Annotated in this window: 23 protein-coding genes; 15 read left to right on the top strand and 8 right to left on the bottom strand. The window is 61.8% G+C overall.

Annotation, left to right across the window (positions count from 1 at the left end; genetic code table 11):
- The first annotated feature begins 3 nt into the window (after positions 1-3).
- The 3 genes from Q1J79_RS18815 (at position 4) to Q1J79_RS18805 (ending at position 3,227) form a co-directional block, all read left to right on the top strand.
- The gene (locus Q1J79_RS18815) at positions 4-954 is read left to right on the top strand and encodes an ABC transporter permease (RefSeq protein WP_300303480.1); all 951 of its coding nucleotides are present in this window, start codon (positions 4-6) and stop codon (positions 952-954) included.
- A gap of 27 nt (positions 955-981) precedes the next feature.
- Positions 982-1,890 carry an SMP-30/gluconolactonase/LRE family protein gene (locus Q1J79_RS18810; RefSeq protein ID WP_300303477.1) on the top strand — a complete coding sequence of 303 codons (909 nt, stop codon included), beginning with the start codon at positions 982-984 and terminating at the stop codon, positions 1,888-1,890.
- Positions 1,891-2,516: 626 nt separating this feature from the next.
- A complete protein-coding gene (locus Q1J79_RS18805; protein WP_300303474.1) occupies positions 2,517-3,227 on the top strand; it encodes a GntR family transcriptional regulator in 711 nt (236 codons plus the stop codon).
- Here Q1J79_RS18805 and Q1J79_RS18800 read toward each other — a convergent pair.
- On the bottom strand, positions 3,217-3,930 hold the full coding sequence (locus Q1J79_RS18800) for an aspartate/glutamate racemase family protein (RefSeq protein ID WP_300303471.1): 714 nt from the start codon (positions 3,928-3,930) through the stop codon (positions 3,217-3,219). The two genes, Q1J79_RS18805 and Q1J79_RS18800, sit on opposite strands and share 11 nt — an antisense overlap.
- The gene (locus Q1J79_RS18795; protein ID WP_300303468.1) at positions 3,927-5,300 is read right to left on the bottom strand and encodes an amidase; all 1,374 of its coding nucleotides are present in this window, start codon (positions 5,298-5,300) and stop codon (positions 3,927-3,929) included. Before Q1J79_RS18795 ends, Q1J79_RS18800 begins: the two co-directional genes overlap by 4 nt.
- Positions 5,301-5,510: 210 nt before the next feature.
- Here Q1J79_RS18795 and Q1J79_RS18790 point away from each other — a divergent pair, with 210 nt between their 5' ends.
- The 4 genes from Q1J79_RS18790 (at position 5,511) to Q1J79_RS18775 (ending at position 9,400) form a co-directional block, all read left to right on the top strand.
- The gene (locus Q1J79_RS18790) at positions 5,511-6,632 is read left to right on the top strand and encodes an ABC transporter ATP-binding protein (RefSeq protein ID WP_300303465.1); all 1,122 of its coding nucleotides are present in this window, start codon (positions 5,511-5,513) and stop codon (positions 6,630-6,632) included.
- A 26-nt stretch (positions 6,633-6,658) separates the two neighbouring features.
- Entirely contained in the window at positions 6,659-7,705 is a 1,047-nt protein-coding gene (locus Q1J79_RS18785) for an ABC transporter substrate-binding protein (RefSeq protein WP_300303462.1), read from the top strand.
- Between the two features lie 68 nt (positions 7,706-7,773).
- Entirely contained in the window at positions 7,774-8,574 is an 801-nt protein-coding gene (locus Q1J79_RS18780) for an ABC transporter permease (RefSeq protein ID WP_300303459.1), read from the top strand.
- 10 nt (positions 8,575-8,584) lie between these two features.
- The gene (locus Q1J79_RS18775; RefSeq protein ID WP_300303456.1) at positions 8,585-9,400 is read left to right on the top strand and encodes an ABC transporter permease; all 816 of its coding nucleotides are present in this window, start codon (positions 8,585-8,587) and stop codon (positions 9,398-9,400) included.
- A gap of 3 nt (positions 9,401-9,403) precedes the next feature.
- Here Q1J79_RS18775 and Q1J79_RS18770 read toward each other — a convergent pair whose 3' ends face one another.
- Positions 9,404-9,760 carry a hydroxyisourate hydrolase gene (locus Q1J79_RS18770; RefSeq protein ID WP_300303453.1) on the bottom strand — a complete coding sequence of 119 codons (357 nt, stop codon included), beginning with the start codon at positions 9,758-9,760 and terminating at the stop codon, positions 9,404-9,406.
- A gap of 34 nt (positions 9,761-9,794) precedes the next feature.
- Here Q1J79_RS18770 and Q1J79_RS18765 point away from each other — a divergent pair, with 34 nt between their 5' ends.
- From Q1J79_RS18765 to hydA, 4 genes are read left to right on the top strand one after another with little or no spacing between them, the layout of a single operon-like run.
- Positions 9,795-10,955 carry an MFS transporter gene (locus tag Q1J79_RS18765; RefSeq protein WP_300303450.1) on the top strand — a complete coding sequence of 387 codons (1,161 nt, stop codon included), beginning with the start codon at positions 9,795-9,797 and terminating at the stop codon, positions 10,953-10,955.
- Entirely contained in the window at positions 10,952-12,325 is a 1,374-nt protein-coding gene (locus tag Q1J79_RS18760; protein ID WP_300303447.1) for an amidase, read from the top strand. The genes Q1J79_RS18765 and Q1J79_RS18760 overlap by 4 nt, the downstream gene beginning before the upstream one ends.
- Positions 12,322-13,083: an aspartate/glutamate racemase family protein gene (locus Q1J79_RS18755; RefSeq protein ID WP_300303444.1), complete on the top strand. Its 762-nt coding sequence runs from the start codon at positions 12,322-12,324 to the stop codon at positions 13,081-13,083. The genes Q1J79_RS18760 and Q1J79_RS18755 overlap by 4 nt, the downstream gene beginning before the upstream one ends.
- On the top strand, positions 13,080-14,489 hold the full coding sequence (gene hydA / locus Q1J79_RS18750) for a dihydropyrimidinase (protein WP_300303441.1): 1,410 nt from the start codon (positions 13,080-13,082) through the stop codon (positions 14,487-14,489). Before Q1J79_RS18755 ends, hydA begins: the two co-directional genes overlap by 4 nt.
- 257 nt (positions 14,490-14,746) lie before the next feature.
- On the opposite strand, the gene Q1J79_RS18745 is transcribed toward hydA, so the two are convergent.
- The gene (locus Q1J79_RS18745) at positions 14,747-14,962 is read right to left on the bottom strand and encodes a SlyX family protein (protein ID WP_300303438.1); all 216 of its coding nucleotides are present in this window, start codon (positions 14,960-14,962) and stop codon (positions 14,747-14,749) included.
- Positions 14,963-15,013: 51 nt separating this feature from the next.
- Entirely contained in the window at positions 15,014-16,030 is a 1,017-nt protein-coding gene (locus Q1J79_RS18740; protein ID WP_300303435.1) for an LLM class flavin-dependent oxidoreductase, read from the bottom strand.
- A 1,170-nt stretch (positions 16,031-17,200) separates the two neighbouring features.
- Here Q1J79_RS18740 and Q1J79_RS18735 point away from each other — a divergent pair.
- Positions 17,201-17,932, top strand: a complete 732-nt coding sequence (locus Q1J79_RS18735) for an HAD domain-containing protein (RefSeq protein ID WP_300303432.1) — start codon at positions 17,201-17,203, stop codon at positions 17,930-17,932.
- A gap of 382 nt (positions 17,933-18,314) precedes the next feature.
- Here the strand turns inward: Q1J79_RS18735 and Q1J79_RS21135 are convergent, their stop codons facing one another.
- The 3 genes from Q1J79_RS21135 to Q1J79_RS18725 form a co-directional block, all read right to left on the bottom strand.
- A complete protein-coding gene (locus Q1J79_RS21135; RefSeq protein WP_367183023.1) occupies positions 18,315-18,602 on the bottom strand; it encodes a helix-turn-helix domain-containing protein in 288 nt (95 codons plus the stop codon).
- Positions 18,603-19,079: 477 nt separating this feature from the next.
- Positions 19,080-19,934: an ImmA/IrrE family metallo-endopeptidase gene (locus Q1J79_RS18730; RefSeq protein ID WP_300303429.1), complete on the bottom strand. Its 855-nt coding sequence runs from the start codon at positions 19,932-19,934 to the stop codon at positions 19,080-19,082.
- A 58-nt stretch (positions 19,935-19,992) separates the two neighbouring features.
- Entirely contained in the window at positions 19,993-20,313 is a 321-nt protein-coding gene (locus Q1J79_RS18725; RefSeq protein WP_300303426.1) for a helix-turn-helix transcriptional regulator, read from the bottom strand.
- A 457-nt stretch (positions 20,314-20,770) separates the two neighbouring features.
- Here Q1J79_RS18725 and Q1J79_RS18720 point away from each other — a divergent pair, with 457 nt between their 5' ends.
- Genes Q1J79_RS18720 through Q1J79_RS21130 form a run of 3 tightly spaced genes read left to right on the top strand, consistent with a single transcriptional unit; the run spans position 20,771 to position 22,587 of the window.
- A complete protein-coding gene (locus Q1J79_RS18720) occupies positions 20,771-21,055 on the top strand; it encodes a multiubiquitin domain-containing protein (protein WP_300303423.1) in 285 nt (94 codons plus the stop codon).
- A complete protein-coding gene (locus Q1J79_RS18715) occupies positions 21,030-22,214 on the top strand; it encodes a ThiF family adenylyltransferase (protein WP_300303420.1) in 1,185 nt (394 codons plus the stop codon). The genes Q1J79_RS18720 and Q1J79_RS18715 overlap by 26 nt, the downstream gene beginning before the upstream one ends.
- Positions 22,215-22,233: 19 nt before the next feature.
- A complete protein-coding gene (locus tag Q1J79_RS21130) occupies positions 22,234-22,587 on the top strand; it encodes a DUF6527 family protein (protein WP_367183026.1) in 354 nt (117 codons plus the stop codon).
- Positions 22,588-23,016: the final 429 nt, after the last annotated feature.

Here is a 23,016-nt window from a genome sequence, read left to right as displayed (position 1 = left end):
GCCATGCGCAGACTTGTCTCGGCCGAAAACAAACCGATCGCCATCGCCCTGGGCTTCATCCTGGTGATCCTGCTGATCGGCACCGGCTACACGCTGTCCACCACCGGCACCGCGCCGCTGCTGTCGCCGAACTACCTGCTGCAGCAGCTGCAGATCGGCGCTTTCTTAGGCATCTGCGCGGCCGGCATCATGATGGTGATCCTGCTCGGCCATATCGACCTCTCGATCCCCTGGACCCTGACGGCGGCGGCCATGACCGCCACCGCCATCGGCGGGGACATGGCCGTGCCCACCGCGCTGGCCGTCGGCGTGGCGGTCGGCCTGGTGAACGGCATCGGGGTTGCCTGGCTGCGCATCCCGTCGATGATCTTCACGCTCGGCGTCGATACCGTGCTGCGCGGCCTGATGGTGGCGCAGACCGGCGGCTTCGCGCCGCAGGACACCGCCACGCCGCTGATGGTGTTTCTCGCCAAGGAACGCCTGCTCGGCATTCCCGCGGCGATCTTCGTCTGGGCGGCGGTATCGCTGGCCATCGTCGTCATCCTCACCCGCACCGGCTTTGGCCGCGCGATCTATGCCACCGGCTCGCGCGAGGCCGCGGCCTATCTCTCGGGCATCCACACGCGCTGGGTGATCCTCGGCGCCTTCGTGGTGTCGGGGGTCTGCGCCGCCATCGCCGGCATCCTGCTGGCCGGCTATTCGGCCAAGGCCTACCAGGGCATGGGCAATGTCTACCTGCTGCCGGCGATTGCCGCCGTGGTGCTGGGCGGCACGCATATCCTCGGCGGGCGCGGGCGGTATATCGGCACGCTGATCGGCGTGATTCTGATCGTGCTGCTCAATTCCGTTTTGTCTATCATGCAGATGCCCGAGGCGGGCCGCCAGATCATCTATGGCGCGGTGATCATCGCCATGCTGCTGGTCTATGGCCGGAACCAGCGCGTGCTGTCGTAAAGGACCAATGTAATAAAGGATCGAGCCATGGCGGGAGGACATTACGACATCCGCGACGAGCGTTTCCGCCGCCTCATTCATGGCAATGCGCGGATCGACACGCTGTGGAGCGGCGGGCGCTGGGCCGAGGGGCCGGCCTATTTCGCCGCCGGGCGTTACCTGGTCTGGTCGGATATCCCGAACGACCGCCTGCTGCGCTGGGACGAAATGAGCGGCGCCGTCGCCGTCTTCGAGCAGCCCTGCCGCAACCAGAACGGCCACACCGTGGATCGCGAAGGGCGCATGATCGCCTGCGAGCATCGCGGCCGCTGCGTCAGCCGCTACGAGATCGACGGCAGCCGCACCATCCTGGCCGACAGCTATGATGGCAAGCGCCTGAACTCGCCCAACGACGTGGTGGTGAAATCCGACGGTTCGATCTGGTTCACCGATCCGTCCTACGGCATCGACAGCGATTACGAGGGCGACGCCGCGCCGATGGAACAGGATGGCCGGCATGTCTATCGCATCGCCCCGTCATCGGGCGCCATCACCCGCGTGGTCGACGACATGAAACAGCCCAACGGCCTGGCCTTTTCGCCCGATGAATCCATGCTGTTCGTGGCCGATACCGGCCGCACGCATTTCCCCGACTGCCACCCGAAAATCCGCCGCTATCCGCTCGGGCCCGACGGCCGCAGCCTGGGCGCGGGCGAGGATTTCATCTTCTGCGATACCGGGCTTTTCGATGGCTTCCGCCTCGACACCGAGGGCAACATCTGGGCTTCGGCCGGCGACGGCGTGCATTGCTACGCGCCCGACGGCACGCTGCTGGGCAAGATTCTGCTGGATGAAGTGGTGGCCAACCTGTGTTTCGGTGGCCCGAAGCGCAACCGGCTGTTCATCTGCGCCACCACCACGCTGCGCGCGATTTATGTGAAGGCGCGCGGCGCGTGAGGGGGTGGAGAAGCTGGAGCGGGTGAGGGGAATCGAACCCCCGTCGTAAGCTTGGGAAGCCCATGGATGGGGATTCCGGCTGTCAAAAAATGATGGAAAACGGCAGTTTGATTTTCGGGACTTTAGCTATTCTTGTCATGCTTTAGCAGCGGTTTGTCCCAAAGTGTCCCGCGGTTTTTTTGCCGGTTCGGTTGATGCCGGACAATAAATGGCCGGCCTGATTGCGCGGGCCGGCCACTCCGAGGGGGCATGATGCAGTGCTTATTGGAGTGATGGCAGGCTGGCTATGGGAGCAGCTGGGGATGCGTTTCCAGGCAACCAAAGACTGGAGCCAGGGCTGGAACCTTCAGACGATGCCGAAACCGAGATCCGCGACGCAGCGACGGAGTAGTGCGAATCGGTCCGGCAGTGCACGCGGATATAGTGCGGTCCATGCAGATTTGTTGAATGCGGCCGACGCGGTAAAACCTGGAACGGCGAAGATATCGGCCACGCCAGAGATGCCGTTGAAGACCGTTTAATCGCTCGGCATTATCTACCGCATCAACCCGGCCTGCTGATCTGCTGTAGAAAATCATCTGCGGCGATGGTATATTGCATCCAATTTCAGTATATCATGCATACAAATGCTGACCACCGATTCAGCCGCTGACGCCGCGATCCGACACCGCATCCTTCAGGCCATCTTCGAGCGGCGTCTGCCGCCCGGCGAGAAGTTGACGGAGGAGCGGCTTGCTGAGCTGTTCAGCGTCAGCCGTACGATCGTGCGCCATGCGCTGGTCCGCCTGGCCCAGGACGGGATCGTGGCCCAGCGCCGCAATCACGGCGCGACCGTGGCGGCGCCGACCCGTTCGGAAACGCGCCAGTTCCTGGCTGTGCGCCGTATGGTCGAGCCCGCCATCGTGACGCAGCTCGCCGGGATGCTGAATGCGCAGGATGCTAGTCGCCTGCGGGATCATCTGGCGGCCGAGAATGCCGCCCGCAAGTCCGGCGACCGGCCGACGCTGGTGCGGCTGACCGGCGAATTTCATCTACTGCTGGCCGAACTGACGCAGAATAATGTGCTGGTCCGGCTGCTCACCGAGTTGCAGGCGCTGACCTGCCTGGCGATCCTGCTTTATGCCAGGGGCGAACATGAAGCCTGCCCGCCCGACGAACACAGCCAGATCGTCGCCGCCATCATTGCCGGTGAGGGTAAGCAGGCTGCCGCTTTGATGCTGAAGCATCTTGATCATGTCGAGGCGGAGATGGATCTCAGTGAGCCGGCGGCGCGCAGTGTCGACCTGGCCGAGGCCCTGGGTATCCGGCCCCGCAAAATCCGCACCGCTAAAGGCTGAACAACCGGCCGCTGTCGCGGAGCGGTGCCTTGTCGATGCGCAGCAGGTCCAGCATGCCCCACAGCGTGCAGGCAATGGAATCGAGGACCGGAATGCCGGTGCGCGCTTCGATGACCGGCGCCAGACGGGTGGCATCCATATTCGTGCAGATCACTGCGATCGCATCCGGTTTGTCGGCGGCGACAGAGAGTAGAAAATCCTCCAGTGTCTCTGCCGGCAACGCCGCAAAGGAGAAGTTGTCGCGCAGGCCTGCATGGCGTTCGGCGATACAGTCGAGGCCCCGGCTGCGGTAATTTCCGATGATCCGTGCCTGCACGTCGCCGGTATAGGGAGTCACGATGGCGATACGCCGGGCCTGCAGCCGCTGCAGCAGCGTATTCAGCGCCAGGATCGCTGTGGTGGCAGGGATTCCGGTGCGCCGCCGGATCTCGGCGGCCAGGGTTTCGTCGCGATCAAAGCCGAGCCAGCTCGCCGATGTGCCATTCCAGGCGATGGCATCCACGCGGGCATGCGCCAGCAGGTCTGCCGCCTGCAGGATCGGCCCGGCATCGAACTGGCCCAGCGCGGAATCGGACAGGGCGATCTCGGTGACCGGAAAGCGCGAGAAATGCGCCGTGACGCCCGGCAGTTGCGCCGTCAGGGCCGCAGTGGCCGGCTCCAGCGCCGTATTCGAGGACGGCGTCAGCATGCCGAGACGGATCATTGGAAATTCTCCATGAAAAGCGGCGGTGGCCGGAAGCCGAAATCCGCGTGGCTTTCGAGTTCGGCGGCGAAAGCGAAAAGGCTGCGGTCGCAGCCTGGCGCAGCGATCAGTTGCAGGCCGATGGGCAGGGCCTCGCCCGGCGGCCAGTAGGGCAGGGAGAGGGCCGGACAGCCGGTCAGCGTGATGATGGCGGTGATGGCCAGATAATCGATCAGGCTGTCCAGCGGGCGGCCGTCGATCTCGCAGACTTCGCCGCCATCGACCGCGAAGGGCAGGATGGCGGCGCTGGGCGTGATCAGGATGTCGAAATCGTCGAAGAATGCGATGAAGCGCCGGTAGAGGACAGTACGGTCGGCTTCCGCCTGCAGATAGGCGGCGGCGGTCAGGCTGTCGCCGCGGCCGATATTCCAGCGTACGGTCGGCGAGAGCAGATCGCCATGGCGCTCGCGCAGCGGTGACAGGTTGCTGTGGATATGCGCCGCGCGCAGCGTGGCGAAGCTGGCCATTGCGCCGGTGCAGTCGGGATGCGCCGGCAGCGGGATTCGGCCGGTTCGTTGCAGCGCCGCGATGGCGGCGGCGAAACGTTCGGCCATCGCCTGCGATATCGGCGCGGCGCCCAGATCGCTCGAGCAGGCAATGCGCCGCATGGATGCCGCCTTGCCTGGTGGAAGCCGCAACGAGGCCGGATCGCGGACATCCGGTCCGGCCAGGCTGTCATACAGCAGGGCGGCATCGCGCACGCTGCGGGTCAGAAAACCAATCGTCGGCATCGCATCCCAGGCCAGCCGGCGTGTCGTCGAGGGGAGATGGCCGGCGCTGGGCCGGAAACCGACCACGCCGCAGAAGGCGGCCGGCGTGCGCACCGATCCGCCGAAATCGGTGCCGAATGCAGCAGGCACCAAACCGGCGGCGACGGCCGCAGCCGATCCGCCGCTTGAACCCCCGGAACTCAGCGACAGGTCATAGGGATTGGCGGTGGATGGGCAGAGTGCATTGGCGCAGAGCGCGCCGAAACCGAATTCCGGCGTGTTGGTTTTGCCGAGGATGACCGCGCCGGCGACACGCGCCCGCGTCACCACGATATCATCCTGTACGGGAACGTGGTCGCGATGGATGAGCGAGCCGTGGGTGGTGCGCAGCCCGGCCGTGTCGGTCAGGTCCTTGACCGCCAGCGGCAGGCCGAACAGCGGGCGGCTCTGCCGGCCTTCGGCATCCAGTTGCCTCGCCTCCGGGCCGGCAGACTCCGACAGCGTGATGAAGGCGTGCAGCATTGGATCGCTGGCTGTCGCGCGGCGCAGGCTATCGGCCGTGGCGCTGCCGGCACTTTGCCGCCCTTCGGCGACGTCCGTTAACAGGGTGATTGCATCCAATCGTCTCTCCGATCTGCCGCGAAATGCATCGCGACCTGCGCACATTGCCTAAAAAGTCGCCGGCGGGCCCCCGCGCCCGGTAAGTGGTGAAAACCGCACAAAATTGATTCTTACAGGTAAAACAAGCCCCTGTTCTGCTGCCCGGGAGATGGTATGCATCTTGCTAGAGCTTGTAAACAATAAGACGCAACATTGGATACAATGCCCGATATGGCGGTCCAAGACTCTGATACCAGCCCTGCGTTTCAAAAAGCGGGCCAATCGCTGACCCTGGATGCGATCACGCATCGCTTCGGCAGCGCGACGGCCGTGGATGATGTGACGCTGGATATCCGGGCCGGCGAGCTGGTGTCGCTGCTGGGCCCCTCGGGCTGCGGCAAGACCACGCTGCTGCGTATCGTCGCCGGCTTCATCAACCAGACCATGGGGCGCGTGATCGTCGGCGGCACGCCCATCGACGACCTGCCGCCGAACCGGCGTTCTGTCGGCATCGTGTTCCAGAACTACGCCTTGTTCCCCCATCTCACCGTTGCCGACAACATCGCCTATGGTCTGGCCGCCCGCGGCACCGACAGGGCGGCGCAGCGCGTGCGTGTGGAAGAGATGCTGGCTCTGGTGCAGATGCAGCTTTTCGCCGACCGCTATCCGCGCCAGCTTTCCGGTGGCCAGCAGCAGCGCATCGCGTTGGCACGCGCGCTGGCCGTGCAGCCGCGTATCCTGCTGCTCGACGAGCCCTTCGCGGCGCTGGACAAGAACCTGCGCCTCGACATGCAGATCGAGATCAAGCGCATCCAGAAGATGTCCGGCATCACCGCCGTCATGGTGACCCATGACCAGGAGGAAGCCCTCAGCATGTCGGACCGCATCGCGGTGCTGTCGCAGGGCCGGCTGGAGCAGTTCGGTACGCCGTCGCAGATTTACGACCGGCCGGAGACGCTGTTCGTCAACACCTTTGTCGGCACGTCGAATCTGCTGCCGGGCCATCTGGAAAGCAGCGATGCGACCTCCTGCGCCGTCCGGCTTGATGACGGCCTGCGGCTGGTCCTGCCGCGGCCGGCGGAAAAAATGGCTGCGGGAACCGCCGTCGTGGTGTCGGTGCGGCCCGACAATCTGGCTTTTGTCGAGGACGGCGAAGGATTGGCCGGCAAGGTCGAGCTCGGCATGCCGCTGGGTACCACCATCGTGCATGAAATCGTCACCGCATCCGGACGGGCGCTGAAGGTCTCATCCGCCCGTTCTGCTGGCGCCCAGCCATTCACCAGCGGCACGCCGGTCCGTGTCGCCCCGGTATCGCTCGATGCAGTGCAGATTTTTCCAGCACCGAAACAGTAAAACAACGCAACGAGGAGGCATATGTGATGGAATTCAATCGTCGTGAGGCGCTGCTCACCGCCCTGGGTACGGCCGCGCTCTCGCTCTTTCCCGGCATGGGCATGGCGCAGGCGCGCAAGCTGGTCTTCGCCACCTTCACCGGCAGCTGGGAGGAGGCGCACCGGGACGTGCTGGTGCCGTATTTCCGCAAGACCAACGGCAATGCCGAGATCGCGCTTGACCCGATGCTCTCGGTCGACCAGATCGCCAAGGTCACGGCCGCCCGCAGCAACCCGCCGATCGACGTGATGCTGCACGATCCCGGCCCGGCGCTGGTCGCCATCGGCCAGGATCTGGTCGAGCCCTTCCCCACGGCGCAGAGCAAGCATTATGCCGATCTGCTGCCCGAGGCGCAGGATCCGTTCGGCCCGGCGATCTTCTTCCAGGTGGTCGGCATCACCTACAATCCGGAGAAGATCAAGACGCCGCCGAAATCCTGGAACGACCTGTGGAAGCCCGAATACAAGGGCCGCGTCGGCATCACCAACCTGAATTCCACGCTGGGCACCGGCTTCATGGTTGAACTGGCCAAGATGAAGGGCGGCGGCGAAGCGAATATCGAACCGGCCTTCGCGGCGCTCAAGGCGTTGCAGCCGAACCTGGCCGCGGTGGCCGCCAATCCGGGCGCGCTGGCGACCCTGTTCCAGCAGGGCCAGATCGATATCGGTCCGGGTAATTTCAATGCCATCCAGCTGCTGCGCGCGCGTGGCGTGCCGGTCGAATTCGTCAAGCCCGAGACCGGCGCCATCGCCTTCAAGACCAGCATCCATATCGTCAAGAATTCGCCCAATGCCAAGCTGGCGGCGGCGCTGATCGATGCCGCCATGAGCCCCGAGGTGCAGGCGGTGCTGATGAAGAGCCCCTATCTGATCGTACCGACCAACAAGAAGGTCAAGATGGAGGGCGAGATCTCCAAGGTTCTGGCCAAGGACCAGGCCGAGCTGCAGAAGACCTTCATCTTCCAGGATTGGAAAAAGATCAACGAAAACCGCTCCGCCTGGATCGACCGCTTCAACCGCGAGATCAAGGTCTGAGCATGGCCTCGGGGCGCACGACGACTGGTGCCTCCGAACGGGGGGAGGGCTTCCTGGCCCTCCCGCTCATGCTGTTCTATCTACTGTTCTTCATTGCCCCGCTGCTCCTGCTGTTCGCGGTCAGCCTGCATGCCGACAAGGACATGGCCGCCTGGGGCCTCGCCCAGTATGCCAAGGCGCTGTCGGACGGCTTCGGCCTCGGCGTCCTGTTCGACACGCTGCGGCTTGGCGTCGAGACGACGCTGCTCTGCCTGCTGCTCGGTTTTCCGCTGGCCTGGCTGCACCGCAATGCCGGCCCGCGCTGGCAGGGTGTCATCATCCTGGTTACCGTTCTGCCGCTGCTCACCAGCGTTATCGTGCGTACCTTCGCCTGGATCGTCATCCTGGGTCGGCAGGGCATCGTCAACACGCTGCTGCTCGAACTCGGCTTGACGGAAACGCCGCTGCGCCTGCTCTATACCCATGGCGGCCTGGTCATCGCATTGGCGCAGGTTCAGCTGCCGCTGATGGTGCTGCCGCTGATCGACGCGCTGCAGAAACTCGATCCCAATCTTGAATCCGCCTCCGCGGCGCTCGGCGCCGGCCGCTGGCGCAGCTTTTTCCGCATCGTGCTGCCGCTCAGCCTGCCCGGCATCATCGCCGGCTCGGTGCTGACCTTCTCGGCCGCCGTCACCGCCTTCATCACCCAGAGCCTGGTCGGTGGCGGGCAGCAGCTCTACATGCCGATGTATATCTACCAGCAGGCGCTCACGCTGCAGAACTGGCCTTTCGCCGCCACGATCTCGGTGATCTTCATGGTGGCGGTGCTGTTCTGCATTGCACTGTTCAACCTGCTCGGCCGCTATACGCGGCGCTATTCCGCGATGTGAGGAGGGCACCATGGCCGTCGGGCGTCGCCAGGACCTGGATTCGATCAGCTTCCATGCCGCCATGGGTATCCTGAGCGCGGCTGCCGTTTTGCTCATCACCGCGCCCACGGCTATTGTGCTGATCGTCTCCTTCACCGACGGCTATTCGCTGAAATTTCCGCCGCCGGGCTATTCGGTGCGCTGGTATGTGGCGCTAGCCGATGCCTGGCAGATTCAGGATGCGGCCTGGAACAGCCTGCAGGCCGCCGTTCTCTCCACGCTGGTCTCGATCCTGTTCACCGTGCCAGCCGCCTTTGCGGTGGCGCGCTCGAAATCCGCCGCCGCACGTAAGCTCGAAAGTCTGTTCATGTCGCCGCTGGTGCTGCCGGCGCTGGCTTTCGGCCTGTCGGCGCTGATGTATTTCAGCCTGATCGGCATTCCGCTGTCGCTCACCACCGTGGTGATCGGCCATGTCGTCGTCTGCGCGCCCTATGTGTTCCGCACCACCCTGGCCAGCCTGTCGCAGCTCGATCCCTCGCTGCTCGAATGCTCGGCCAGCCTGGGCGCCAGCCGGATCTATACCTATCGCCGGGTGGTGCTGCCGCTGATCGGCGGCGGCATCATGGCGGGCGGCTTCATCGCCTTCATGTCGTCTTTCGACAACGTGCCGGTTTCGCTGTTCCTGTCGGATGCGCGCAACGAGATGTTGCCGATCCGCATGTGGCAGACGATGGAAAACACGCTGGATGTCCGCGTCGCGGCGGTGTCCGGCGTGCTGATCCTGTTCAGCCTGGCGCTGATGCTGCTGATGGAGCGCTTCGCCGGCTTGTCGCGCCGCATGCGCTGAACATCAACTGCCGCGGAACAGCGAGAACCCCCAGGGGGTGAATTTAAAGGGGAGATGGAAATGCTGGCGCGCATCGTCGACCGCGAAACGGAAGGGCACGATGTCGAGGAATCTGCCATCGCGACCCTGCCCGGCCAGCCATTCGCCGACATGGAACAGCACTTCGTAACGGCCAACAGTAATGCCCTCGCCGCGCGCGGTGGCATGGTCGAAGGCGCCAGAGGCAGCGAGCCGGCCTTCCGCCAGCTTCTCCGGGTGCGGTTCCAGGCGATGCAGCTCGACGCGCATGCCATTAGCCGGCCGTCCCGCCGCCACATCCACGGCATGAATCGAAATTCCGCCAGCCTTGGTCATGGACATCGCACGTCTCCCTATGTCTGTTGAGCAGAATATCATGCCGCGTTGGCGCCGTCTTGGTTCGCCCCTGGCGGCGATGACGGCCTTGCAGGCCTGCGTCGCGCTCGCCGTCTTCGCCGTGCCGGTGCTGGCGCCGCAGCTGGGCGGCGGACTCTCGCCAGCGATGCTCGGTCTGTATGGCGTGATTGTCTTCGGCCTTGGCGCCGTCACCTCGCTGTTCGGCGGCATCCTGTGCAACCGCATCGGTCCGATCCGCCTGGCCCAGGCCGTGCTGGGACTCGTCATGCTGGCGATGCTGCTGCTGGCGGCGGGCCAGCCGATCGGCTTTCTGCTGGCGGCCATTCTGCTGGGATTCGCCTTCGGACCGGAAACCCCGGCCAGCTCGGCCGTGCTGGCGCAGGCCACCCAGCCGCAGGAACGCAACCTGGTGTTCTCGCTGCGCCAGACCGGCAACCAGATCGGCGCCATGACCGGATCGCTGCTGCTGCCTGTCCTGGCGGCCGGCGACTGGCGCCAGGGTCCCTGGCTGGTGGCCGTCGCGGCGACCCTGCTGGCCATCGCCTGCCAGCCGTTGGCGGGTCGCTTCGCGGCGACGCAGGCCCGAACGCTGCGCTGGCAGGAGGCGCTGGCGCTGCTGCGGCGGAATGCCGGGTTGGGACGGCTGGCTGCGGCCTCGCTCGGCTATTCCGCCCTGCAGATGAGTCTCAACACCTTCCTGATCAGTTTTCTCACGCTGGAACTGTCCCTCGACCTTGTCGCCGCCGGCATTCTGCTGGCGGTCGCCCAGGGCGGCGGCCTGCTCGGCCGTCTCGGCTGGGGCTGGATGACGCCATTTCTCGGCGGCCCCCCGGCCGTGATCGCGGGACTGGGTTTGGCCATGGCCATCTGTGCGATCCTGGTCGGCCTTGCCACGCCTTATCTGCATGGCAGCAGTCTGTTCATTCTGGTTTTCCTTTTCGGCCTGACCGCCAGCGGCTGGAACGGCGTCTTCCTCGCCGAGGTGGCGCAGCAGGCGCCGCCCGATCAGGTCGCGGCCGCGACCGGCGCCGTGCTGCTGGCCAGTTACAGCGGGCTGGTGCTGGCGCCACTGCTGGTCGGCCTGCTTGCCTCCGGCCTCGGCTACGGTGCGGCCTTCATCGCCCTCGGCCTGCTCTGCCTCGCCGGCACTTGGCCCCTGCGCCGGATGGTGTGGCCATGACGTCCGCGGCCATCCGGCACGAGGCCGGTCCGCCCGATATTGCTGCCATTGCCGAGCAGGCGATCGCCCGGATCGCGCAACGCAATCCGGCGCTCAATGCCGTGATTCGCCACGATCCGGACGCCGTGCGCGCCGAGGCCGTGCGGCTGCAGCGCGCGCATGCGGCGGGCCGGCCGATGCCGCTCTATGGGCAGGCTTTTACGGTGAAGGACAATCTCTGGGTCGCGGGCGAGACAATCAGCCAGGGCTCGCGGCTGTTCCGCGATTTCACCGCACCTGAAGACGCCTGGGCCGTGGCGCGGCTGCGGCAGGCTGGTGCGCTGTATCTCGGCATCACCAACTGCTCGGAATTCGCCTGCAAGGGTGTGACCGTGAATCTGCTGCACGGCATGACACGGCATCCGCAGGATGCGGACCTGACGCCGGGCGGATCCTCCGGCGGTGCCGCGGCCGCGCTGGCGGCCGGGATCGGCGACCTGGCGCTGGCGACCGATGCCGGCGGCTCGGCTCGGCGTCCGGCGGCGCATTGCGGCCTGGTCGGCTTCAAACCCTCCGCCGGGCGTATCCCGCTTGGCCCCGGCTTCGCCGAGCCGGTTTTCGGCAATGGCGTCATCGCGCCGATGGCGCGCGACATGGCTGCGCTGCGGCAGGCTTTCGTCGTCCTGGCGGCTTTCGATCCACGCGATCCGGCCAGTTGTCCGCCGCCGCCGGCTTTGACGAGTGGACAAATGCGTATCGCCTTCAGCCCCACCTTCGGCCTTGATGCCGCAATGGACGGCAGCGTGCGTGACGGCATCGCGGCCGCCGTCGATGCGCTGCGTGCCGCCGGGTTCTCCATCGCGGCGGCAACGCCGGCCTGGCCGGACGGACTCGGCGAGGCCGGCTTCATGCCGCTGCAGCATGCTGGGCTCGCGGCACTTTATGGCGAGCGCCATCGCCGCGAGCCGGAGTTGTTCGATCCCGATCTCAGCCGGCAGATCGAGGCTGGCTTGGCGCTGCAGGGTTCGGATGTCGCGGCGGTTTTACTGCTGCGCGAGGCCACGGCCCAGGCTCTGGCGCGTTTTTTCGGCGATTTCGATCTGCTGCTCGGCCCCACCGTGCCCTGCATCGCCTGGCCGGCGACGCAACTCGGTCCGGCGCGGATCGGCGGTCGGCCGGCCGCGCCGCGCGACCATGCCGTCTTCACGCCGATGTTCAACCATGCGGGCGTGCCGGCGATTTCCGTGCCCTGCGGGCGCGATGCTGCCGGCCTGCCCTTCGGACTGCAGATTGTTGCGCGGCGCTTTGCCGACGATCTCCTGCTCGATTTCGCCGCCCGGGCGGAAACCATTTTTGCCGAGCGCGGCCTGTGGACCGGAGTGACCTCATGACACGCATATTGCTGATCAACCCGAATACCTCGCAATCGGTGACCGACCGCATCGCCACCGCTGCGCGGGCCGCCGCCGGCGCGGAGACGGCGCTGAGCTTCGCCACGGCCTCCTACGGCGTGCCCTATATCGCCACCCGGGCCGAGGCCGTGATCGGTGGCCGCGTCGCGCTGGAAATGCTGGCCGAGCGAGTCGGGCAGTTCGATGCGGCGGTGATTGCCGCCTTCGGCGATCCGGGCCTGGGCGGGGCGCGCGAGTTGATGCCGGTGCCGGTGATCGGCCTGGCGGAGGCTGCGATGCTGACCGCCTGCATGCTGGGCCGGCGCTTCGCCATCGTGTCTTTCGCCACGGCGCTCGGGCCATGGTATCGCGAATGCGTGGAGTATCACGGCCTGACCGGACGTCTGGCCGGCATCCGCCTGCTGGATGGGCCGTTCCGCGATATTGGCGACGTGCAGGCGGAGAAGGAAACCCTGCTCGTCGATCTGGCGCGCCGCGCCATCGAGCAGGACGGGGCTGACGTCATCATCCTCGCCGGTGCGCCACTGGCCGGCCTGGCGCAGGTCGTGGCCGACCGCATCCCGGTGCCCGTCATCGATGGCGTGGCGGCGGCGGTGAAGCAGGCCGAACTGCTGGCGCAACTGGGCCCGCGCAAGGCCACTGCCGGCAGCTTCCGCCGGCCCGATCCCAAGGATGTGACGGGCGTGGCGCCGGCCCTGACAGCCTTGATCAGCGGCAAGGACACGGCATCGTCATGAGTGGCCGTTTTGATCTCGTCATCCGTAATGCGCGTGTCGCCACGGCCGCCGATACGATGGTCTGCGACCTTGGTATCCGGAATGGTCTGATCGCCGCGCTGGGACAGGAGCTTTCCGCCGGATATCGCGAGATTGATGCGGCCGGCCGCCTGGTGCTGCCAGGCGGTATCGACGCCCATTGCCATCTCGACCAGCCGATGAGCGATGGTTCGGTGATGGCCGACGATTTTGCGTCCGGCACGCTGTCGGCAGCCTGCGGCGGCACCACGACTGTGATTCCCTTCGCCTGCCAGATGAAGGGGCAGTCTCTGCGTGCGGCGGTCACCGATTATCACGCGCGCGCGGAGGGCAAGGCGCTGATTGACTATGCCTTCCATCTGATCGTCAGCGACCCGACCGCTTCGGTGCTGGGCCAGGAGCTGCCGGCCCTGATCGGCGAAGGCTATACGTCGTTCAAGATCTATATGACTTACGATGACCTGAAGCTGAACGACCGCCAGATCCTGGAGACGCTGGATGTGGCGCGCCGCGAGGGCGCCATGGCGATGATCCATGCCGAGAACACCGATGCTATCGCCTGGCTGACCGAGCGGCTGGAGCTGGCGGGGCGGATCGCGCCGAAGTATCACGCGGTGGCCCGGCCGCTGCTGGTCGAGCGCGAGGCCACCCATCGCGCCATCAGCTTTGCCGAACTGGTCGATGTGCCGATCCTGATCGTGCATGTTTCGGGCCGGGAGGCCGTCGAGCAGATCCGCTGGGCGCAGTCGCGCGGCCTGCGCATCCATGCCGAAACCTGCCCGCAGTATCTCTTCCTCAGTGCCGAGGATCTCGACCGGCCGGGACATGACGGCGCCATGTGCATCTGTTCGCCGCCGCCCCGCGACAAGGCGAACCAGGAGGTGATCTGGTCCAGCCTGCGCAATGGCACCTTTGATATTGTCTCTTCGGATCATGCGCCTTTCAGGCTGCATGGGCCGACCGGCAAGAAAGTGGCCGGCGAGGGGGCATCCTTCTCGAAGATCCCAAACGGCATTCCCGGCCTTGAGACCCGCATGGCGCTGCTGCTGTCGGAAGGGGTGCTGAAGGGGCGAATCACGCTGCAGCAATTCGTCGCGCTCACGGCCACCAATGCGGCGAAGCTCTACGGGCTTTACCCGCGCAAGGGTTCGATCGCCATCGGCGCCGATGCCGACATTGTTCTGTGGGATACCGGTGCGCCGCGCAGCATTCGTAACGCCATGCTGCACCACAATGTAGACTACACGCCTTATGAGGGGATGGAGATATCGGCCTGGCCGGACACGGTGCTCTCACGTGGCGAAATCGTCATCGAGCAGGGCAGGCCGGTCGGTCGGGCCGGCCGCGGCCAATTCCTGCCCTGCGCCCGGCCGCAATATCGCGACTGAAATATGTGTGATAGGGCAAAACTTCGAACAGAGTTTTGATTTGAAGCGCCTGCCCCAGGGAAACCCCAGATATTGCCTGGCGGGAAATAAGGCTGATTGTTCATTTTGAGCAGGTAGAGAAATGCCTTTTGTATGTGGCTGGAGCGCAGGTTCTACCTGCGCAGATCACTCGTCATTGGATTTTCCACTTTGATCGCGGTGGAATTAAATCCTGCCAGTAGGATCTGGCCCAGCAGATATTCCAGGGTCTCTATTGATCAGTAATGGGGCGGGCGCTCGGTGACCGGACCTTGGGCTGCTTTGGCTTCGGCTTCGCGCAATCGATCGGTCAGCGCGTCGACCAGTCGCGTCAGCTTGTCGATTTGGGCCCATTGTTTCGTCACGGCCTGATTCAGAGCATCGATTGTCTCATCTTGGTATGCGACGCGCTCTTCAAGTGCAGTGACGCGCATTGAGACATTGTCGTCAGCCATGGTTCCCCTTTATTCCGTAGCCCGGATGTTTCGTTGGCGCTGGTCGTCGGTTCATCGCCAGCCGAGTGCCGGCGCAATCTGGGTGAGAATGGTCTCGATGACATGGGCGTTGTAGGCAACGCCCAGCTGATTGGGCACGGTCAGCAACAGCGTATCAGCTTCGGCGATTGCTTCGTCGCCTTTGAGGGCATCGATCAGCCGGTCTGGTTCGGCGGCGTAGCTGCGGCCGAATATCGCCCGCATATTGTCGATGACGCCGACCTGGTCGCTGCTGGTGTCGCGGCCGAAATAGGCGCGGTCGAGGTCATTGACCAGCGCAAAGATGGAGCGCGAGACAGAAATACGTGGCGTACGCTTATGCCCTGCCGCCTTCCACGCCTCGCGATAGCGGCGAATCTGTTTGGCTTGCTGGATGTGAAAGGGTTCGCCAGTCTCGTCGGCCTTTAAGGTCGAGCTTTGCAGGTTCATGCCCTGCTGGGCCGCCCAGACGGCGGTCGCATCAGAGGCGGAGCCCCACCAGATACGATCACGCAATCCTTCCGAGTGGGGTTCAAGGCGCAGCAACCCGGGTGGGTTGGGGAACATCGGGTTGGGATTTGGCCGGGCAAAGCCTTTGCCCGTCAACAGCGAGAGGAAAACCTCGCCATGCCGGCGTCCCATGTCGGCATCGCTTTCGCCTTCGGCAGGCGCGTAACCAAAATGGCGCCAGCCGTCGATCACCTGTTCAGGTGAGCCACGGCTAATGCCAAGCTGCAGGCGGCCACCGGCGATCAGATCCGCGGCGCCGGCAGTCTCGACCATGTAGAGGGGATTCTCATACCGCATGTCGATGACGGCGGTGCCGATCTCGATCCGGCGTGTCCTGGCCCCGATTGCAGCGAGCAGAGGGAAGGGGGAGGCGAGCTGGCGGGCAAAGTGATGGACACGGAAATATGCCCCATCGGCGCCAAGCTCTTCGGCCGCGACGGCCAGGTCAATGGATTGTAAAAGAACGTCTTGGGCCGATCGGGCTGCTGATTGCGGTGATTCCGACCAGTGTCCAAAGGATAGAAAGCCGATCTTCTTCATGGGGCGCGTATCTCGCATGCGACGAAGATTGATAAGGGTGGTTTGGATCGGGCGCCACGGGTTTCATTCAGATAGGCGCAACACCAGGACGGCCTCTATCAAAAAAGATCGCTGTAGCCGGTGCCGCGGCCGAAGGCATGCGCGCTTGCCAGGAATAGTCGGCGCCGGGCGAATTGAATCATGCCGTCGCCAGGTCGCGTCAGTGCTTGATGTGATTTGGAGCGGGTGAGGGGAATCGAACCCCCGTCGTAAGCTTGGGAAGCTGACTTGCTCCCTCCAGACGCCTGGGAAAATAGCGGAAAACTGCAGATGGGTTATCTGCCCAAGTAGCTATCGATAGCATGCTTTAGCAGCGGTGTGTCCCAAATTGTCCCATGCAGACTGGAATTGCAAGCGCAACCAGTGTGCCGATCGCCGCAGAGCAGTGTTGCTCAATCTCCTGCCATCGATCCCAACAAAGCAGAAAATGGCTGATGATTTTCAATTAATATTGGTGGTATACCACCAATATAAGACCCTTACGTGAGGACGTGACCGATGGACACTGACATTCCGATTGCAGGTGCCATGCTATTCGAACTGAAAGGCTCCGTGATCTTGGTCGGTCGAACTCCTTCTGGCAGCTGGCTTTCGTCAGGGAGCCTAACCTCAGTCAACTTTAGCAAAGGCACCGCCAGTGATTTCGAGGGCCGCAAGTATCTTGCCGTCTGGGCAGGTCCAGAAGTTGAGCCGCCAGCCGATGCGGAGGCAGAATTTCTGAAAAGAGAAGAGTGGCGTCGAATATTCCGCTACGAGGCAAACGAGTGGCAGCGGAGGTGGGGCTGGTCGCCGCCTCCGCTGGCCACTGCTGCACAGGCCGAGTTGTGGGAGGTCATCGTCGTCGGATCCAGGTTTCGGCTTGCCGGGCTTTTGTCGGGTCATCCTGAGCGACGAGACGGATGGGGGGGTGACGCCAGCGCTGAGCCATCTTGCTTTGGGCTTAAACTTTGCTGTTACACAAGCAGATCGGCCGCGGTGGCATTTGGGTACTCGGCAGGGCGGGAAGTCGTCCCGGACCATTGATCAACTCCTTGCAAAAGTGCAAAGCGAGAATCCAAAGGAAGAAGAGATCTACATTTTGTCTCAGCACGAACTGAACGAATTCGATGGAAAACTTCACGTGTGGAATACATGAAGGTGATCTTCCTGGACTTTGATGGTCCGATGATTTCGCACCGAGCAAGATCTCTGCCCTTGATCTGGGGTGGAGATCTTGCTGATCTGCCCGAGCCTTTTGATGCAACGGAAATTCGGAAGTTTAATCGCGAGACGCGTGTTCCGAAGTTCGACCCGGTTGCCGTGTCGCTTGTGGGGGAATTAGTACTCGGACACGATGCCCGGCTTGTCATCACGTCGAGTTGGAGGAAGCTCGGAAGAAGGAATGTCGAGCACATTCTCGACATCAACGGACTCTCTTCCACTTGGCTGCATGCCAGTTGGTGTACTGAGCCTGAAGGAAAAGGCGCAACGAGATCAGACGAGATTTATCAGTGGCTGAACAGAGTGCAGCATGCGGGCGGGGAGATTGAGAGCTATGCGGCTTTTGACGACGATCCAAGCATCCTAAGTCTGCCGGGCGGAGTGTTGGTGCCATACGCCGATGGCATTCGGTGGGCGGACTTCTGTTCGGCGTCAGCAGCGCTGGGGAAGGGATTTAGGATCTCCGATTTCGCGATGCTTGATGGAGACCTTATCGCGGATGTCGCTGTCGGAAATTTGGGTGAGATCCCGGTGGATCGTTTCGGTCATACATTGCACAAATACAATTTTGGACCAATCGAGATGTCAAAGGGGGCCGCGCCACACGGCTGTGTCCGCTGCACGCATAGTCCCTATCAGATTCTGAGGGTCCTGCGCGCGTGAGGGGAACAGCAAGGTGTATTCCAGTGGTCTCACTAGTCGATCTGCGGCAGAAATTCGCAAAATTAACTGCCGACAAGAAGGTTGGCGACTTCTCGTTTGAGGCAGGATGGATTCCGTTGCTTTGGGATCTCGCCGAGAAGATCGAACACCTAGACACGGAGTGCCGTCAGGGGTTCGTGGTTTGGCAGGTGAAAGAGAAATATGGCCTATTGAGAATTGCGGCAGTTGCAGGTCACGAAATCGAGGAACTGATTGAGTCAGCAGTGCAAACTAGCGCACGCACATGCGGGGTCTGCAGTCAGCCTGGAGAGTTGATTGCGAAGGGATGGTATCGTGTCCGGTGTTCCGCCCATCACAAGCACTAAACTTGAATGGCTATAGCTTAACGACTACGAGCTTTTGGTGAGTTGCGTGAAGGGCGCCGGCCAGGCTTTAGCGGCTTTGGAATCGCCGAACCCGGGGCCGGCTCAACGAAAAGGTCAGCTACCTTAACTTTCAGCACTTTTGCGTACCGGGCAAGCTGATCAACTCCAACGTTGACCAAGCCTCGTTCGATCCTGGCAGTCCACGAGGGTTCTGCATCAGCATCTCCGGCAAGGTCGTCTATTGTCATTCCTCGCTCAACCCGCAATTTGCGCAGATTTCGCCCAACGATTTTTCGAATGTCCATGGCCGCAAACGAACAGGCCGAGGGGACTAAATACAGGTGGTATAACACCAATAAATGGAAAAATCTCGAACTTGTGCTTTTACATCTAAGACACATACGGTGCGGGACCAATCTTCCAGCCAGTAGGCCGGAAGATCGATTGGCTCAGATGTGTCTGATGGGAGACGTGGATGGGCCTTCCCGGAAGTTCATCGTGGGGAACGCGCTGAGCGTGATTTGGTTGTTTCGGTGGATTTACTGTTCAGTCCAGCAATAAATGAGAATCGCAAATCAATAAGTGAGAATTTGTCTAACAGTGTTTTTTGGCGGTAAAAGGGCGGCGGCTCTGTCAATCACCCAAGATTGTCGTCCTTGTAGAGTGATTTGAAGAAAAATCTACTGAGCGTGAAACTACACAGTTAAGCAGGCGAGAATGACGGGTTGTTCTAATGGTCGTAACGACCGTAGGGATACAACCGCGGCTCGGGTTGGCGCCCGTTATCTGTTGGAACGCGAAACGCGGTCGGCCAGCCGCTGTTTCGCGGTTCGGTCATCGTCTGGATCGTATTCATCGTCCTGCTCCTCCATTTCGGCCCAGAGCATAATTAGAGCGTAGCCGCCAGCCTGGAACTGCACTTGTTCTGAGAGGGCGGGCATCGGCTTGCCCCAATCAGACTCCAGCCACTCTTCTGCGCGGGCTTCAACTAGGTCGGTAACTTTCCCAGAGATGTTTTTGGCTCGATGGAAGACCGACCCGACTGGAATTGGCATGCCATGGGTGACGCAGAGTTTCGGAAACTTGCTGATGTTGCGGTACACCCGCTCGAACTTGCCGTCTTTCACCACAACCATCGCTATCGGCAGCTCGTGATAGGACGCAAAAGTCCGCGCCGCAGCTTCTTTGCTAACCGCGAAGCGCTGGGCCATCTCCGTCACTTGACCGATTTCTGGTCGGCGGAAGCCTGCCATCTCCCTGCGCCACAGCTGAGGGGGCATCAATAGCAGCGATGAGAATTCGTTCGCCTCGACCTCCCATCGCATGGCAGGTGTTAGTTCTCCCACCCGCTGGTTACGGCGCATATCGACCGCCGTGCAGCGGAAGCCTTCTGCAGCGCCTTTATGATGCCGCATTAGAAAATGGCCGAGTTCATGCCCGACGGTGAATCGGCGACGCTCTTCCATGAGGCCGCGTCGAACAAGGATGGAGCCAGCACTGCGACTGGTGTCGGTAATCAGGCCACCCACGAAGCCTTCTGCCTCGATTTCGACAATATCTGTGATGTCGAGCTGTCGGGCGATTGCTTCGATTGGAATCGGCAGCGTGAGGCTTGGTTCGGATTTGAGAATCTTCATGACCAGGGCAGTGGGAGACGTAGGACCGTCTAGATCCATCCTGGTCACCGACAGCATGTCAGTCCTTGCGCTTTCGGAAGTGCGAGATCATCTCCTGGATCACTTTCCGGTCGCCTTCGGAGAGGCCTTTAAGGTCTCGGTACATAGCGACAATCTCGGGGGCTTCGTCTGGATCGCGAGGATTCTCACCGACCAGTTCTGCGACACTCACGCCGAGTACGCTTGATATTTTCGTCAGTAAATCAATCGACGGATTCTTCGCACGGTTCGTCTCGATTTCCCAGATGTGCGCCTTCGACGCACCTGTCGCATCTGCAAGTTCCTGCAACGACTTTCGCGCGCGCTCACGATGCTTCCGAATATTGTCTGATAGCGCCACTCGCCCTCCGCTGCATAAAAATCTGCCCCTACGGGGACTGCTAATATCCTGACGAAACCGTAACAGATTAGTTGACAGAATAGAAGTCGTATGGTTTAATCCATACGGTTTCGTGCCAGATTGGCTGGTGAAGATCTTGGAAAGGTTGATGAAAATGAGCAAGGGAAAAGCTAGCGGCCCCTATAGGAGCGCCATCTCCGGCCGCTATGTGACGACGGCGCATGGCAAGGCGAGCCCCGGGACGACCGTGCACGAAAGCCGGGGTAAGAGCGGCTCTTCGGGCGATCACTACCGCAGTGCAATCAGCGGGCGGTACGTGACGACCGATCACGGCAAACGGAGCCCGAATACGACGGTTAAAGAGAAATAGCCGGCCACAACCGGTTCCCGGTCTGCGACCGGGTTGATGCAACGAGCTGCGATCTTGCAGCGTATAGAGAGAAAAGGAGTCAGGCCCATGGCCGACCACAAGGATAAAGGCCACGGTGGAGGTGGCAACGACAAGACGGCCACCATCATCGTGGAGGCGACACCCCACGAATGGCCGAAAAACGAGGATATCACCTACGCCCAGGTGGTCACCCTTGAGTTTCCTGACTACCCCCAGCATCCAGAGCGCACCTACTCCGTGACCTATAAGAAGGGCCATGGGAACAAGCCCGAAGGCGTTCTCTCGCCGGGCGGCTCGGTGAAGGTGAAGGATGGGATGGAGTTCAATGTTACAGACACTGGTCAGTCGTAACGACGACATCCGGCGCCTCGCCGAGAGGGGATATGCCATCTCGTTCGACAACAATTATCTGGTCGTGCGGGATATCCCCTATCTCGGTCCCGAGCGAGCGCTGAAGTGGGGAGCAATCGCCACCCTATTAGTGTTCGAGGACAAAGAGAAAGTTAGGCAACAGAACCACCAAGTCTCATTCGCAGGATCAGCACCGCATGGGCTGGACGGCAAGCCGATCCCGAACCTCGGTGATACGCCGCACCAGATCCAGTTGAGTAATGTCGAGCCGCGCGTGGTCGTCGAGCGCCAATTCTCCAACAAACCAGCCGCAGGCTATGTCGATTTCTTCGACAAGATAGAGCGGTACGTTACGATCATCAGTGGTCCGGCAATGGATTTGCACAATGTCACCCCCCTGACGTTCAACTCCTATGGCAGCAGTCCAGACGAATCCGTCTTCAAGATCAGGGACACGTTGACTACGCGCGCGGAGATCAGTGATCTGGCTGCGGCATTCAAAAATGAAATCGTCGCAATCATTGGGCTGGGTGGCACAGGCGGATATGTCCTCGACTTCATGGTCAAGACACCAGTCAAGGCAATCAAGGCATTCGATGCCGATGCCTATCATGTCCACAATGCATACCGATCTCCAGGGCGGCTACTTGATGATGGTGAGCTGCGTAAGACCAAGGCCGAAGTTTATGCCGGCCGCTACAACAATTTCCGCCATGGCCTGCATTTTGATGCGAAGTACATTGATGAGACGTCCTCCGGCGATCTGGAGGGTGTGACATTCGCTTTTGTGTGCGTGGACAAAGGATCCGCGCGAGAAAAAATTATCGACCTACTAATCTCGCTCGGCATTCCTTTCATCGATGTCGGCATGGGTCTGAACCGCAAGCACGGCTCGATTTCTGGCGGCGTTAGAACCACGCTGTTTTCGGCCGAGGACGCGCAAGCGGTCCGTGATGCCCAGCTCGTCCCGACCCACGACAACCCGGACGATATCTACAAAACGAACATTCAGATTGCGGAGCTCAACTCGCTAAATGCGTCGCTTGCTGTGCTACTGTATAAAAAGAAACTCGGTCTCTATGTCGATGATGACCCGTTCTTTAACTTGATCTTCCAGGTCGGCGATATGCGCCTAGTGAGGCAGTCCGTTGAAATTTGAGCGCCGCCAAGTCGATTTCATGCCGAAGGTGCTGGAGCCTGGGGTGCTCTATGTCTCCGAAAAGTACAGTACGGCAGCTCACCTCTGTGCCTGCGGGTGTGGTGAAAAGATCAGGACGCCACTTGGTCCGACTGAGTGGTCTGTGCGCGACGGCTCGCGGGGGCCGTCGCTATGGCCATCGGTTGGAAGCTGGCAGCGTCCCTGCCGATCTCACTACATTATAGACAATGGGGACGTACACTGGTCCACTCAATGGAGTGATGCTGAGGTGCAGGCTGGACGAGCATCTGAACAAGCACGTCGAGAGGCATATTTCGAAAGCTGTCGGCCGCACTTCTCGTTCTGGCGTTGGCTCAGAAATCTATTTCGGTAGCAGATAACTTCCAGTTTCGGTCGAGGCGCCCGTGATTCGTGGCAATTAATTTATCAGTAGAAGTCACTATACCGACCTACTAGTAGATTTCTGACGATTCACCCTCAATGCCGTACTGAGTGCATTTTACATCTTTGATTGCCGCCGAGATGAAAGTCGCCCTTGATCAAGTGGAAGGCTGACGCGCTGAGTCTGTTAAAAATCGGTGATGCATTGCCGACGCACCTATCATGCGGGGCAGGGAGGAGCGACCCCATCATAAGCAGAGGAAGCTAACTTTCCCTCTCCGGCCAACTTGGAGAATATCGGAAAACTGCAGGCGGATTGGCTATTCTTAGCGTGCTTTAGCAGCGGGATGTCGCAAATTGTCCCAAGTACAAATTTATCAGAACGAGTCTGCTCATCTCGGTTGGTACTGACCGAAATGGC

Origin of the sequence: Ferrovibrio sp., assembly GCF_029255545.1 — a bacterium.
GTDB lineage: Bacteria > Pseudomonadota > Alphaproteobacteria > Ferrovibrionales > Ferrovibrionaceae > Ferrovibrio.
This window is presented reverse-complemented; position numbering and strand designations above follow the sequence as displayed.